The organism is Enterococcus sp. H57, from assembly GCF_003112495.1.
GTDB classification, from domain to species: domain Bacteria; phylum Bacillota; class Bacilli; order Lactobacillales; family Enterococcaceae; genus Enterococcus_B; species Enterococcus_B faecium.
Window position 1 is genome coordinate 35,726 of sequence record NZ_BEHC01000001.1, and the last position, 13,516, is coordinate 49,241.

Sequence of the window (13,516 nt, forward strand, 5' to 3'; positions counted from 1 at the left end):
TCAGCTTTCCTCGTTTCCGTCAAAATCAACTTCTTCATTTGATTCTGTCATCATTTTCGTCAAGGTCTCTTCTGCTTTAGCTAATGTATCTTGGCAATGTTTGCTTAATTCCATTCCTCGTTTAAACGAATCTAGAGCTGATTCTAATGGAACGTCTCCTTGTTCTAACTGCATGACAATTTTTTCTAATTCTTGCAGTGACTCTTCAAAAGTTGGATTTTCCATATTTTTATTCTCCTTTGTCTATCTCTTGTACTTGTCCTTTAACGATTCCATCTTGATAATGGATCGTCAGCAAATCCCCTTGATGAATCTCGGAGACACTTTTTACTACTTGATCATTTAACGTCGTATAGCTGTAGCCTCTTCCCATGATTTTCAATGGACTCAACAAATCAAGAGATTGAACAGCTTGAGCAAAACGCTGCTGCTGTTGTTTCATATATTGTTGGATTTTCTCTTCTAAGCGTTTTTCTAGATAAGCAGTTTCTTGGCGAGCTGCTTTAACTCGATAAAGCGGAGCCACTTGTTCCAATTGGTGGCTTAATGCGATCGTTTGTTTTTCTTTCGCATGATAAATTTGCTGTGTAGCTTGATATAATCGCTGTTTCAACTGGTCTAATTTGATGGTCTGACCTTCATACAATCTTTCAGGCTGCCGAAATACATAGGAACGTCGAGCACGCTCGAACCGCTCTTGTTTGCGCTGGATCTGGCGTACAAACGCCTGCTGCAATCTAGCTTGCCGTTCTTGAATGCGCATCAACTCTTCTGACAAAACAGGAACAGCTAATTCTGCAGCTGCTGTTGGAGTGGCAGCCCGAACATCTGCTACTAAATCAGCGATCGTGGTATCTGTTTCATGTCCTACAGATGAAATCACCGACGTATTAGCTTGATAAATCGCCCGAGCAACCCGCTCTTCATTAAACGGCCATAAATCCTCAATCGAACCACCCCCACGACCGATGATCATTGTATCGAAATTGCCCATCTCTTCTACTCTCTGGATATTCCTGACAACATTGTCCGCTGCTTGGTTTCCTTGTACAACTGTTGGGAACAAAACCAATTGGACAATTGGATATCTTCTTTTCACCGTCGTGATGATATCGCGGATAACCGCTCCGCTTGGACTGGTAAGGACCGCGATTCGCTTTGGGAAACGTGGCAGCATTTTTTTAGGCCCTTGAAAAAGGCCTTCCTTCATCAGCTTTTCTTTTCGTTCTTCCAATTCTTGATATAAAGCACCTATTCCATCAGGCTCCATGTGCTCTACATAGATTTGATAAGAACCTCCCGCTTCATATAATGAAATACGCCCAACGACAAGGACTTTCATTCCCTCTTTTGGCTGGAAGCGTAATTTTTGGAATGCTCCTTTGAACATAATAGCAGATATTTTTGCATGGTCATCTTTTAAGCTGAAATATTGATGGGTATTGGCGCGTAAACGGAAATTCGAGATTTCGCCTGTTAAATATACGCGTTCTAAATAAGGATCGGCATCAAATTTTCTTTTCAAATACTTCGTTAATGTAGTGACAGTTAAATATTCTTGTGCCATCTATTCACCTGCTCCAAAAGCTTCGGCAGATTTTACGGTTTGATACATCAGCATCGTGATAGTCATTGGCCCTACACCCTTTGGCACAGGAGTGATCCAGCCTGCAATAGGCTCCACTTCATCAAATTTCACATCACCGATCAGCTTACCGTTAGCATCACGGTTCATCCCTACATCTATCACTACAGCACCTGGTTTTACGAATTCTTTTGTGACAAAATGTCCACATCCTATTGCTACGACTAAAATATCTGCTTCTTGTGCCAGTTCAGCCAGATTTTCGGTTTTAGAATGAGCAACAGTAACAGTTGCATCTGCCATCAAGAGTAGCTGAGCCATCGGTTTACCGACGATATTGCTTCGTCCGATAACTACTGCTCGTTTACCCGCCGGATCGATAGAATAAGCTTCAAACATTTTCATGATGCCGTATGGAGTACAAGGAATCTTGTCCGGTTTACCCGCAAGGAGTCTGCCTAAATTCATCGGATGAAAACCGTCTACGTCTTTTTCAGGGCGGATAGCTAACAGGATCTTTTCTTCATCTATATGCTTTGGCAATGGTAATTGGACCAATATACCATGAAAACTAGGATCTTGATTGTATTTTTCAATTTCTGCAAGTAGTTCGTCTTCAGAAATCGTCTCAGGATAACGCTCTACCAATGAATGGATTCCGATTTCTTTTGCTACACGTTCTTTATTTCTTACATAGATTTGGCTGGCTGGATTTTCCCCTACCAATAAAACGACTAATCCGGGATGGATACCATTATCTTTCAATTTTTGGATTTTTTCAGCAATCTCTGCCTGCATTTTTTCAGCTAATTCTTTTCCGTTAATCAATTCTGCCATCTAACCACTCCCAGATATTTTTTGTGTTTTCATTCTACCATAGAATTTTCCCGATTTATAACAGGTTTATGATGATTCATAGAAAAAAGCTAGGACTTACGCCCCAGCTTCTAATTCTTTCAATACATTGGATAAAACACCGTTGACGAATTTACGTGAACGGTCATCACTAAATGTTTTTGCCAACTCGATTGCTTCATTTAAAGCAACAGCCGCTGGTACATCTGTCACATAAGTCATTTCAAAAATCGCGATACGCAAGATCACCAAATCCATTTTTGAGATCCGATTGATGTGCCAATTGTTTTTCAAATGTTTTTCAATCACTTTATCCAATTCATCTTTTTTTGCACAGACACCGCCAACTAGCGTATCAAGATAAACAGGAACAAACTCTGATTCATCTTCGTTGATCATGTCGCGGTGGTCTAATTCGATTGCGTTGAAAATCGCATCTTCTTTTGTTAGGTCTGCATTGAAGTCTAATGGAAATAAAGCCTGCAATGCCATTTCCCGAATCTCGTGTCTTGATAATTCTTTATTCATTCTCTTCCTCTTCGTCTTCAAAAAGTTCTTCGATTGTTGGTTGTTCTAATTTTTCAGGAACAACAGCTACTACATGGATATTGACTTCAGATAAATCGATATCCGTCATGAAAAGGACTTGTTGGCTGACCCGTTCCTGCATTTCCATTGCTACTTTAGGAACTGAAACACCATATTCTAGATAACAGTAAAGATCTACTTTCAAGCCATCTTCCTCGTTTGCTAAGTAAACACCTTTTCCGTGAGCTGCACGTCCTAATAATTCAGTGACATTGCTGGCAAAAGTTCCGCGCATTCCGTATACGCCTTCTACTTTAGAAGCTGCAATCCCGATAATTACTTCGATGACTTCAGGAGCGATCACGATCTCTCCTAAATCTTGGTTTGCGTTTAAAATCAAATTTTTTTCATCTGCCATTTATTTATTCCTCCCTTTGCCTAAGCACGAGATACATCCGAATTCTCTATGATGCGGCATAGTGATCACGTGGTAAGAAAACTGCCGCCGATCAGCTGCAAACTGCTATGAATTGGAGAAAACACCCAACTTTATTATCTCTTACAGCTTAAAAGTTCTTCTATAGTGTATCATTAAATCGAGTGATTTTCTATAACAAAGTCTGTGAACACTGATTTTTACGCTTACTTCTTCTATTGATGAAACTATAAGATGATCAATTCTTTTGGTGAACGAGTCAACACACGATTTCCATCTTCTGTGATCAACAAGTCATCCTCAATACGTACTCCACCGATTCCTGGTAAGTAGATCCCTGGTTCATCAGTGATCACATTTCCTGGTACAAATTGCTTTTCTGCATGAGAAGAAACGTTTGGTCCTTCGTGGATCTCTAGACCGATCCCATGTCCTGTAGAATGTCCAAATGCTTCCCCGTAACCATGTTTTGAAATATAATCTCTAGCAACTGCGTCTAATTGGACACCAGTCATTCCTGGTTTTGCAGTATCAATAACTGCTAATTGAGCATCTAAGACTATTTGATAAATTTCTTTTAATTTTTCCCCAGGATCACCAATAGCGAATGTACGTGTCATATCGGAAATGTACCCTTCGTAATAGCAGCCAAAGTCCAATGTGATCAAGTCGCCTTGTTCGATGATTTTTTTGCTTGCTACACCATGCGGCATAGCCGAACGCAATCCGCTAGCAACGATCGTATCAAAAGAAACACCTGAAGCGCCAAGAGAACGCATATAAAAGTCTAGTTGATTTGCGACTTCAATCTCAGTCATGCCCGGTTGGATCATTTTCAGGATGTGATCATATGCCATATCCGCAATATGACATGCTTTTTCGATAATAGCGATTTCTTCTTCATCTTTCACTTCTCTGAGTTCTTCGATCATCTGTGAAACAGGTACTAATTCCGCATCGATGATTTCTTCTAAAACCGAATATTCTAAAAATGAGACTGTTGTTTCCTCAAAAGCTAATGAGTGCAGTTCTTCTTTGCGTACTAAGTTTGCTACCTCATCAAAAATAGGTCCGACATTTTTAATAATTTCAAACCCTTGAGCCTGCGCTGCCGCCTGCTCGGTATAACGAAAATCAGTAATAAAAAATGCTTTTTCCAAAGTAATAACAGCTAATCCTGTCGTACCTGTAAAGTTCGTTAAGTAACGAAGATTGTACGGACTGGTAACCAAAAATGAATCCAACTTTTCTTCTTGCATTTTTTTGCGCAATTTTTCTACACGTAGCATCATAATGAAACTCCCTCTTTCTTTGCACGCTTTTTTCTATTATAGCAAACTTTTCTTCGTACACGACAGTTAAATAAAAATTTCCGGAAAACTTCTTTTTCTTTTAAATAAATAAAGCCAAAAAGGAGTCACAGTCTCGCTGCAACTCCTTTTAGTTTACTATTTTGTAAAAACTTATGATCGTTTTCCAAAGAAAAATGAGACAACTGCTACCAAAATCACTGCGCCTAAAATAGATGGAATAAGTGCCATACCTGCAGCTTTTGGTCCCCATTCGCCGAAAATCGCTTGTCCAATACTTGAACCGACTAGTCCAGCAATGATATTCGTTACACAGCCCATCGAATTTCCTTTACTGGTGATCGCACCTGCAATTGCTCCGATCACGGCTCCAACAATCAATGTCCATAACCAACTCATAATATAACCTCCTTCTTTGCTAATCAATTTTAGCATATGGGATTTAAAGGGGACAAATAATTGGTTTTGCTATTTCATATTTTCTTCTGCAAAGTAAAAAAATAAAGAAAACCTCCTCTTAGAAGTTTTCTTTATTTTTTACTTGCGTTTAAACATACTACGAATACCACGTTTCACTACATCAAAGAAACTCAATGATTGTACCATTCTATCTTCATCTACATATTCTCTGATCGCACGAAGCACTTTTTTAGGTTCTTTGGAAGAAAATGTGTATGTACCATTTTTTTTCGTTTGAATGGCATATCGAGGAATCCATTTTCCCTTTAGCATGACTGATGCTAGTACATAATCCACTTCTTCCCATGGAATTTGGATATATTTGCGTCTATCTCGCGCATGGTAAAACTCAAAACCATTATCACCTATCATGATTTGCCCGTAATCTGTCAGACCCGTAAACGAAGTAGCATCAATTACCAAGTCTACTTTTGTATTGATTGATTGAACCATTTTCTCCCTCCAGATATTTGTTTATGAACAGTATACTATATAAAAAAAGCTCGGGACAACGCCCGAGCTATATTTTTATGGATTATAAAAGTCCGATGACGTGTCCAACAACACCGACTACGAATAAACCAAGGATGATAACGATTGGAGAAACCTTTTTCTTAAGCAACCACATACATAACAATGTTAACCCTAATGCAGCTAAACCAGGAATCAATTGGTCTAAGTTGTCTTGTAATGTTGTTACCTTTTCAGGAGAAAGGGCTAAGCCATTATTAACTTGTTCAAATGCACTCTTGATTCCTTCACCACCTGAAGGCAATTTATCCCATTCGATGTAAGCACCTTTATCTAATTTTACAGTTGATACAACTGGTAAGAATTTGATTGATACCCATCTTTGTACAAGGGCAGCTAATACGAACATCCCTAAAATTGAAGCACCTTTTGTTACGTCTTGTAACAATCCGCCAGAAAGGTCATCAGTAATTTTAGAACCAGCTTTGTAGCCAAATTCTTGTGTATACCACATGAATGCCCAACGAATAATGTTCCAACCTAAGAAGAAGATGATTGGTCCAAGGATATTTCCTCCCATAGCTAATGAAGCACCTAGTGCACCTAGCATTGGACGTACTGTAAACCAGAACACTGGGTCACCAACACCAGCTAAAGGACCCATCATACCTACTTTAACCCCTTGAATCGCTACATCATCAACAGGCGCGCCATTCGCACGTTCTTCTTCCAGAGCCAATGTAACCCCTAAAATTGGAGAAGCAATGTATGGGTGTGTATTAAAGAATTCCAAGTGACGTTTTAATGCTGCAGAACGTTCTTCTTTTGTTTTGTATAATTTTTTGATTGCTGGAATCATAGAAAATGCCCAGCCACCGTTTTGCATACGTTCGTAGTTCCATGAACCTTGAATGAAGGTAGAGCGCCACGCAACAGCTAAACGATCTTTTTTTGATAATTTGATTTTTTCTTCTGCCATTTTATTTTCCTCCTTCAAGATTAATAGTCATTCAAAATGTCGCCTAAAGGGTCACCAGAGTTGCTTCCGCCTCCATTATTTGATGAACCACCCATTTTAGAAAGGTTCAAGTAAATAAGAGCTAATGCAACACCTAAAGCACCTAGAGCAATCAATGTTAATTGAGAAATTGCAGCTACAACGAAACCAATAACGAAGAATGGCCATACTTCTTTTGTAGCCATCATGTTGATTACCAAAGCGTAACCTACAGCTACGACCATTCCCCCACCGATAGCCATACCATCTGTTAACCATGCTGGCATTGATTCAAGGAATGATTGCACAGTTTGTGCTGGGATAAATAGCAACGCTGCTGCTGGGACCGCGATACGAACCCCTTGTAAACATACAGCAATGATGTGCCACATTTCAACCTTACGGATGTTTCCTTCTTCAGCAGCCGCATCCATCAAATGAACGATTGGAACAGCGATTGTACGTACGATCATTGTTAAGAACAACCCTGCAACAGCCAAAGGAACGGCAATCGCGATCGCAGAAGGAACACCTTTAACACCTTGTCCACCTAAAACTAAAATAATTGCTGATGCTACTGATGCTAATGCAGCATCTGGTGCTACAGCGGCACCGATATTTGCCCAACCTAAAGCGATCATCTGAAGCGTACCGCCAAGTACGATACCAGCTTCGAGGTTACCGGTAACTAAACCGATCAATGTACATGCCACTAGTGGTTGATGAAATTGAAATTCATCAAGAATACCTTCCATACCAGCTAGAAAGGCAACTAATACGACTAAAATTATTGAAATAATAGACATGATAAGCCTCCTATAAATTTTAATATTATTTATTACGCTTTTGCTAATTCAGCTTTTGCTTTCTTCAAAATATCATCCATGTTATCGCGTGAATCATTAGGTACTTTACGTACATCGAATTTCACACCTTTTTGTTCAAGCTTCTCAAACGCTTCAACGTCTTCTTGTCCCATAGACAATACTTTACTTACAACGACTTTACCAACCGAATGCGCCATTGACCCAACATTTAATTCTTTGATGTCTACGCCACCTTCAACAGCTGTCAATACGTCTTCAGGATTTTCAAATAAAAGCAATGCTTTGGTATTTCCAAAACGAGGGTCTTTTGCTACTTCGATCATTTTGCTAATAGGAATAACATTTGCTTTTACACCTGGAGGAGCAGCTTGTTCGATTAGTCTCTTACGCAGATCATCCTTTGATACTGCATCTGAAACAACGATAATACGGTTTGGTTGCACTGCTTTTGTCCAAGCTGTCGCAACTTGTCCATGTAACAGACGTGAGTCAACACGTGCTAATACATATTTGATTTTTCCGTCTCCGACCACAGTTCCTTCTGGAAGTGCTCCTTTAGGTTGTGCGTCTTCAACTGCTGCTTTCGGTGCTTCTGCCGGTTCTAATTCTTCCGGTTTTACTTTTACACCGTCTTTTGCTGTTTCAATGATGTGTGCTGCAATTTCATGAGCAGATTCCATTGAAAAGCGTGATGCGTAGGCTTCAATCAACATTGGTAAATTCAAACCGCTGACGATTGCCCATTTATCTTTGTGCTCTTCGAATAATGTGTTTGATTGATTGAACGGTGTTCCGCCCCATAAATCAACTAAGAATAACACTTCGTCTTGATTATCAAAAGAAGCAACCGCTTCTTCCAATTTGGCTCTCAAGTCATCTGGACCTTCACTTGGTTTCAAAATCACGGCTTTGACGTTTTCTTGTTCGCCAAAGATCATTGAACCGGATTGTAAGATTCCTTCAGCAAATTGTCCATGACTTGCTAGGATAATCCCTACCATATTTATACCTCCTATTTACTTTTGTTGTAACAAATTCAAAAATATTAATAATTGCTAACCATTACAACAGAATTATTTGACCTTTTCCAACAACCATTCTTGCTACACCTTTTTGATTTTCGCTAGTAGTTCCATCAAAAGGATTTTCCTGTCAGCAGGTACTTTTCGAATCTCTAACTCCACTTCTTGACTGTTCAAGTAACGAAAGGAATCAATATCTTGTTGATTTACTGAAACAAAATTGGTAATCATTGATTTGCCTTCAGTAAAACTCATACCGCCGATATTCAACGACTTCAACTGTACACCGCAGCGGACAACCGCTTCAACATCTTGGGGATTGGTGAATAAAAGCATCACTTTTGCTCGTGATAATAATCCACTATGATAGATTTGAATCATTTTCTGCACGGTTATTACATTTGCTGTGATCCCCGGCGGTGCAGCTTCTTTTAGTAGAAACTTTCTCAATTTATCTTGAGCGACTACATCGCTGATCACAATGATACGTTCAACACCTGTTTGCTTCGACCAAACTGTTGCGACTTGCCCGTGGATTAAACGATCATCTATACGTGCCAATCGAATATCCATCTGCAAAACTCCTTCTTCCTCACTACTTCACAGAAACCCCTATCATTTCTGTGTGAACAACCACCTCCTAGCACACACTACTATAAGCAAAAAGCGTGCCAACTTTTTTACGATACACTAATTGAATTTAAAGGATTCTTAACCAATACACAAAAACGATACACTATAAAAGTGTATCGTTTTTGTGTATTCATGGCACAGTGTATTCTTTTTTATCTAACTGATTATGGACTAGACGTAGCAGATAATACATTTCTTCTATCGGCACTTTTACTTTTATCTGATCTTCCAACAGAACAACTGAGGCTGCCAATTGGCTATAAAGAGGATCATTCGTTGTATTTGTCAATTCGTTTTCTTCCACAGTCAATGGTTCATTCCGAATAATACGTTCGATCATTCCTGCTGTGTGCATCACTAGGTTGATTTTGAATCCATATTCTTCATCGCCGATTCCCGTCGTCTGAGAGATTTGTGTAGAAAATTGCCACATTGGATCGATTAACTTACTACCATTAATAAAGATGTAGTTATCAGAGATAAACTCAACACACGTATTTTTAGCTGACTCTTCATCTAGGGAGATGAATTCAGTTTCCTCCAATTCTGATTCCATCAGCAACTGATCCAAAATGACTTCGATATTTTGATCAATAAAACGTTCTAAAGGAATAAATGGGGCTTGGATATTCAAATCAGTAATCCCAGTAGTAGCTATGATCTGATATTCTTTTTGGATAACTGGCAGTTCTTCTTTCACTTCCACAATCGACAAAGCTAGAACTTCTAATTCTGTTTCTTGACGCTTGTTTACCGCTCGTTCGATCAATTCTTTGATTCTTTGTGCTGTACCTTCGCCAGATGCGCAGATAGCCAAAACAGCTTTTTTCTTATGAATAGGTTTTGCTTCCTGAACAGATTCTACAGAAGATATTTCTGCGTAACCTCGAAAATTTTTCAATGATTCATGCAACATATCTAGATCTGTCCCTAATACTGAGACCTTTCGTACAGTTTCCAAAACTAGAGAAGTTGTTACCATATCAACAGTACGTACTGGAATTCCAGTGTCTCTTTGAATTTGCGAATTAAACGACACAAGGGACCCCATATCTACTAAGAGTATGACCCCGCTTCCTTCATCTACTTCTTGTACATTGCGTTCAATTCGGTCCAATGCTGTTTTCGGATCCATATCCAAAGGCATGTCTACTGCTCGTACGTTCTCTGCATCTAACAACTGTTGGACAACTTGGACCATACTGCTTGCTGTGCTGTTTCCGTGAGCTGCAACGACTACACCGATTCTGCCGCTTGCTTGATTTGCCCGTAACGAGACGAGTAGAACGGTCAAGTAATAGTCTTCACTTTCTGGAATCTCCACTTGAAAATACGTTTCGATATAACTACGCACTTCTTTCGCAACAGCATATTCATCTGGAAAATCAAAAGCCATCTCACGGATGTTATCATTCGTATGCCGTTCTTCTCCTAAGTTGATTTTTTTCAAAAAAGAACTGATATGCAAGCTCATAGCATAAATAAAGTTTTGCTGAAACTCATATGGTAAAGATCTTTTGACCATTACATAAATCTGATTGGTCACTTCTATGATTTTCGGATCTACAAATTCTGCTAATTTGCTGTCTGCATTAAAAGAAAAACCATGGTCTTTATAGAAAGACTTCAGATGGATGTTGATATCTGTAGAAATGAAATGATTGATTGCTTCTTGATCCAAACCATCCGACTTCAGTAAAGCTGCTTTATCTCCGATGATATCATATAGATTATAAGGTAACTCATAGGAGTCCGATTGGATTTTCATGATCGTATCATTTGGTGCTACAGTTATCTTTGGCTCCAATATTTTAGAAAGCTCTGCCATTGCACTGCGGTTGCTTGCTAATTGAATCAATCCGCTACGAATCCCTTCTGTCAAATCATCGATTGTGATCGAGATTTCGGGTGATTGCATATGATTTAGAAATCCTCGTGCACATACTAACTGGATATTTGACTTCAATTGTCCTATATTTCCATAGGTCACACTGCCGATCAATGCTTTTGCTACATCTTCTGTCAAAGAAATCTTTCGCTGCGTGCGGTTTGCTTCGTGGGCAATCATGATTTTTACTAAATCGACTTTCTCATTTGCAGGACGTTTTTCAAAAGCCGGAAGTTTGATATTGATTGGGATACGCCGAACAAAAGTTTCTAATAGAGAAGAACCTGGGTCTTCTGTGGTCGCACCTACGATCCGTACATTTGCTTCATGGGATTTCGTTGTTTCCCCAAGACGACTGTAAGTTCCATGATCCATAAAGTAAAAGATCATTTCTTGACCTTCAGGCGGCAACCGGTGAATCTCATCCAAAAACAGCATACCGCCATCCGCTTGATCGATAATCCCCATTTTTTCTTCATCTGCGCCTGTAAAAGCACCTTTTGCGTACCCAAATAAATGACTCATCAAAAGCTCAGGGTTATTGGCATAATCAGCACAATTGAAAACAATCAGTTCCGTTTCCTCATCTATTACATGATGCGCTTTTGCAAAATGATACATCGCGTGTGCAAAATAAGTCTTTCCTGATCCGGTAGGTCCTGTAATCAAACAATTTAATCCTCTTGGCGGATACAAAATCGCAGCTTTTGCCTGTTCCACTGAATTTTTCATGCTGCCGTTAGCTCCAATGATTTTTGCAAAGATATCCTTAGTATCTATTTGGAGTGTATTTTTTTCTTCAGAGACCGGCGTTTCTTTGTAACTGACTACATGTTTTGTAACTGGCTTTACGTGCGTAACGAGTGTTTGATATATGTAACGTACTGGTCGTCCGTCTGTCTTTATCAGTTTTCCTTCGCGCACTAGCTGATTCAGATCTTTACTGCTATTTGTTCGCTGAATCCCTAACACTTCAGCAATTTCCTGTGTTGTTACTCCTTGATCATATTCTGCCTTTGTTAAATGAGCGGTTTTTTCTTTGACATACATATAAATTCGGTCAATGCGTTTTGCCAATGGTATCGCTCCTTTTCTATAGACTGTTGTACTTAGGCTTCAAAACATAATACTATGTATTTATTTCTGTTTCGTCAACTATTTACCTGATTTTGTTTTGTTGATAACACGCGGATAGATAGAAATGTTCAATTTAAAAGAACGAAAAATCCCGATACGATTTTTATAATGGAAACAAGAAAAAGAACACTGTTTACCATATAATTATTTCACTGATAGCAAACAATATAGCTTCCATCAATTGAAAACGATAGTTATCAAAACATCCTGATTACAAGATGGCAAAAAAATATTAAGTGTAAAAAGACAAAGTAAACTTCGTAGCCTCCACTACAACTTTTATTTTTATAAACAAAAAAGGCTGTGACAAAAGTCTTGTCACAACCTCTTTAATCATAAGATTCAATTAAGCTTCTTGAGCTACTGGATAAACAGACACTTGTTTTTTGTTACGGCCTTTACGTTCGAAACGTACTACGCCATCAACTTTTGCAAATAAAGTGTCGTCTCCACCGATACCCACGTTTACACCTGGATAGATTTTTGTACCGCGTTGACGGTAAAGAATTGATCCACCTGTAACTGTTTGTCCATCAGCACGTTTAGCACCTAGACGTTTTGATTCTGAGTCACGGCCGTTAGATGTAGAACCGCCACCTTTTTTGTGGGCAAATAATTGTAGATTCATAGATAACAACATGGTCTGCACCTCCTATTTATCATTAATTGTTTTAATTTGGATATATTCTGAGTTTTCAGCTTCTATCGATTGTAATCCTAATAAAAGATTTTCTAATAGAATCTCAGCAATATTGTTTTGTTCTTGTGTCATTCCTGCAGTGACTTCGGTATAAAGATAACCGCCTTCTTCTTCATTCATTTCAACAATCGGCTCAAAACCGGCTAATGAGGCAATCCCGTTGACAGTGCTGATCGCTAACGCAGAAACACCCGCACAAACGATATCACTTCCATAAGGACCAGCATCAGCATGCCCGGTCAAAGTGAATGAAACGATCTGACCTGCGTCATTTCGCTTAAATGTTCCTTTGATCATATATAGGCCTTCTTTCTCAAACGCTATTAAGCGTTGATCGCGTCGATAACCACTTTTGTATATGGTTGACGATGACCTTGTTTACGGTGTGAATGTTTTTTAGGTTTGTATTTGAAAGTAACGACTTTCTTTTGTTTGCCGTGTTTTTCAACAGTACCTTCAACAGTTGCACCTGCAACAGTTGGAGCGCCTACTTTTGTAGATTCGCCGCCTACTAAGATAACTTCGTCAAAAACAACTTTTTCTCCTGCTTCAACGTCAAGTTTTTCAACATAGATTGCTTGTCCCACTTCAACTTTTACTTGTTTACCACCAGTTTTAATAATTGCGTACATGCTATAAAGCACCTCCTTCTGATATACTTAGACTCG

16 protein-coding genes and 1 other annotated feature (1 of these 17 only partly in view) are annotated in these 13,516 nt (G+C 39.1%); all 16 genes read right to left on the reverse strand.

Going from position 1 to position 13,516, the window contains the following annotated elements:
- Complete coding sequence (locus tag DIZ30_RS00185) at positions 1–225, reverse strand: exodeoxyribonuclease VII small subunit (RefSeq protein ID WP_002286657.1); 225 nt, start codon at positions 223–225, stop codon at positions 1–3.
- 4 nt (positions 226–229) lie between these two features.
- On the reverse strand, positions 230–1,567 hold the full coding sequence (gene xseA, locus DIZ30_RS00190; protein ID WP_104890502.1) for an exodeoxyribonuclease VII large subunit: 1,338 nt from the start codon (positions 1,565–1,567) through the stop codon (positions 230–232).
- Complete coding sequence (locus DIZ30_RS00195) at positions 1,568–2,422, reverse strand: bifunctional methylenetetrahydrofolate dehydrogenase/methenyltetrahydrofolate cyclohydrolase (RefSeq protein WP_109023031.1); 855 nt, start codon at positions 2,420–2,422, stop codon at positions 1,568–1,570. It abuts the gene before it with no gap.
- Positions 2,423–2,518: 96 nt separating this feature from the next.
- Positions 2,519–2,968, reverse strand: a complete 450-nt coding sequence (gene nusB, locus DIZ30_RS00200; protein ID WP_002286662.1) for a transcription antitermination factor NusB — start codon at positions 2,966–2,968, stop codon at positions 2,519–2,521.
- Positions 2,961–3,386 (reverse strand): Asp23/Gls24 family envelope stress response protein, encoded by a 426-nt coding sequence (locus DIZ30_RS00205; RefSeq protein ID WP_002286664.1) that lies wholly within the window; start codon positions 3,384–3,386, stop codon positions 2,961–2,963. Before DIZ30_RS00205 ends, nusB begins: the two co-directional genes overlap by 8 nt.
- A 245-nt stretch (positions 3,387–3,631) precedes the next feature.
- A complete protein-coding gene (locus DIZ30_RS00210) occupies positions 3,632–4,696 on the reverse strand; it encodes a Xaa-Pro peptidase family protein (RefSeq protein WP_104890501.1) in 1,065 nt (354 codons plus the stop codon).
- A 171-nt stretch (positions 4,697–4,867) separates the two neighbouring features.
- The gene (locus tag DIZ30_RS00215) at positions 4,868–5,113 is read right to left on the reverse strand and encodes a GlsB/YeaQ/YmgE family stress response membrane protein (protein WP_002286666.1); all 246 of its coding nucleotides are present in this window, start codon (positions 5,111–5,113) and stop codon (positions 4,868–4,870) included.
- Between the two features lie 138 nt (positions 5,114–5,251).
- Positions 5,252–5,626, reverse strand: coding sequence for a DUF956 family protein (locus DIZ30_RS00220; protein WP_002286668.1), 375 nt, complete (start codon positions 5,624–5,626; stop codon positions 5,252–5,254).
- Positions 5,627–5,708: 82 nt separating this feature from the next.
- Positions 5,709–6,623, reverse strand: coding sequence for a PTS system mannose/fructose/sorbose family transporter subunit IID (locus DIZ30_RS00225; protein WP_002286670.1), 915 nt, complete (start codon positions 6,621–6,623; stop codon positions 5,709–5,711).
- Between the two features lie 20 nt (positions 6,624–6,643).
- Positions 6,644–7,447 (reverse strand): PTS mannose/fructose/sorbose transporter subunit IIC, encoded by an 804-nt coding sequence (locus tag DIZ30_RS00230; protein ID WP_002294546.1) that lies wholly within the window; start codon positions 7,445–7,447, stop codon positions 6,644–6,646.
- 32 nt (positions 7,448–7,479) lie between these two features.
- Positions 7,480–8,469 carry a mannose/fructose/sorbose PTS transporter subunit IIB gene (locus tag DIZ30_RS00235; protein WP_002289456.1) on the reverse strand — a complete coding sequence of 330 codons (990 nt, stop codon included), beginning with the start codon at positions 8,467–8,469 and terminating at the stop codon, positions 7,480–7,482.
- Positions 8,470–8,571: 102 nt separating this feature from the next.
- Positions 8,572–9,063 carry a mannose/fructose/sorbose PTS transporter subunit IIB gene (locus tag DIZ30_RS00240; protein WP_002289455.1) on the reverse strand — a complete coding sequence of 164 codons (492 nt, stop codon included), beginning with the start codon at positions 9,061–9,063 and terminating at the stop codon, positions 8,572–8,574.
- 190 nt (positions 9,064–9,253) lie between these two features.
- Positions 9,254–12,061, reverse strand: coding sequence for a sigma 54-interacting transcriptional regulator (locus DIZ30_RS00245; protein WP_199914192.1), 2,808 nt, complete (start codon positions 12,059–12,061; stop codon positions 9,254–9,256).
- A 433-nt stretch (positions 12,062–12,494) separates the two neighbouring features.
- Positions 12,495–12,788 carry a 50S ribosomal protein L27 gene (gene rpmA / locus DIZ30_RS00250; RefSeq protein ID WP_002289452.1) on the reverse strand — a complete coding sequence of 98 codons (294 nt, stop codon included), beginning with the start codon at positions 12,786–12,788 and terminating at the stop codon, positions 12,495–12,497.
- A gap of 12 nt (positions 12,789–12,800) precedes the next feature.
- Complete coding sequence (locus tag DIZ30_RS00255) at positions 12,801–13,145, reverse strand: ribosomal-processing cysteine protease Prp (RefSeq protein ID WP_104890449.1); 345 nt, start codon at positions 13,143–13,145, stop codon at positions 12,801–12,803.
- Positions 13,146–13,171: 26 nt separating this feature from the next.
- Complete coding sequence (gene rplU / locus DIZ30_RS00260) at positions 13,172–13,480, reverse strand: 50S ribosomal protein L21 (RefSeq protein WP_002289450.1); 309 nt, start codon at positions 13,478–13,480, stop codon at positions 13,172–13,174.
- Positions 13,481–13,499: 19 nt separating this feature from the next.
- Positions 13,500–13,516 (reverse strand) — a sequence feature (ribosomal protein L21 leader region); it runs 60 nt beyond the window's last position.

Excerpts from the sequence above, each read along its gene's own strand:
- DIZ30_RS00255 (WP_104890449.1), bottom strand. The coding sequence starts at position 13,145 with ATGATCAAAGGAACATTTAAGCGAAATGACGCAGGTCAGATCGTTTCA.
- DIZ30_RS00215 (WP_002286666.1), bottom strand. The coding sequence starts at position 5,113 with ATGAGTTGGTTATGGACATTGATTGTTGGAGCCGTGATCGGAGCAATT.
- rplU (WP_002289450.1), bottom strand. The coding sequence starts at position 13,480 with ATGTACGCAATTATTAAAACTGGTGGTAAACAAGTAAAAGTTGAAGTG.
- DIZ30_RS00230 (WP_002294546.1), bottom strand. The coding sequence starts at position 7,447 with ATGTCTATTATTTCAATAATTTTAGTCGTATTAGTTGCCTTTCTAGCT.
- DIZ30_RS00210 (WP_104890501.1), bottom strand. The coding sequence starts at position 4,696 with ATGATGCTACGTGTAGAAAAATTGCGCAAAAAAATGCAAGAAGAAAAG.
- xseA (WP_104890502.1), bottom strand. The coding sequence starts at position 1,567 with ATGGCACAAGAATATTTAACTGTCACTACATTAACGAAGTATTTGAAA.
- DIZ30_RS00220 (WP_002286668.1), bottom strand. The coding sequence starts at position 5,626 with ATGGTTCAATCAATCAATACAAAAGTAGACTTGGTAATTGATGCTACT.
- DIZ30_RS00185 (WP_002286657.1), bottom strand. The coding sequence starts at position 225 with ATGGAAAATCCAACTTTTGAAGAGTCACTGCAAGAATTAGAAAAAATT.
- DIZ30_RS00235 (WP_002289456.1), bottom strand. The coding sequence starts at position 8,469 with ATGGTAGGGATTATCCTAGCAAGTCATGGACAATTTGCTGAAGGAATC.
- DIZ30_RS00195 (WP_109023031.1), bottom strand. The coding sequence starts at position 2,422 with ATGGCAGAATTGATTAACGGAAAAGAATTAGCTGAAAAAATGCAGGCA.
- DIZ30_RS00240 (WP_002289455.1), bottom strand. The coding sequence starts at position 9,063 with ATGGATATTCGATTGGCACGTATAGATGATCGTTTAATCCACGGGCAA.
- rpmA (WP_002289452.1), bottom strand. The coding sequence starts at position 12,788 with ATGTTGTTATCTATGAATCTACAATTATTTGCCCACAAAAAAGGTGGC.
- DIZ30_RS00225 (WP_002286670.1), bottom strand. The coding sequence starts at position 6,623 with ATGGCAGAAGAAAAAATCAAATTATCAAAAAAAGATCGTTTAGCTGTT.
- nusB (WP_002286662.1), bottom strand. The coding sequence starts at position 2,968 with ATGAATAAAGAATTATCAAGACACGAGATTCGGGAAATGGCATTGCAG.
- DIZ30_RS00205 (WP_002286664.1), bottom strand. The coding sequence starts at position 3,386 with ATGGCAGATGAAAAAAATTTGATTTTAAACGCAAACCAAGATTTAGGA.
- DIZ30_RS00245 (WP_199914192.1), bottom strand. The coding sequence starts at position 12,061 with ATGTATGTCAAAGAAAAAACCGCTCATTTAACAAAGGCAGAATATGAT.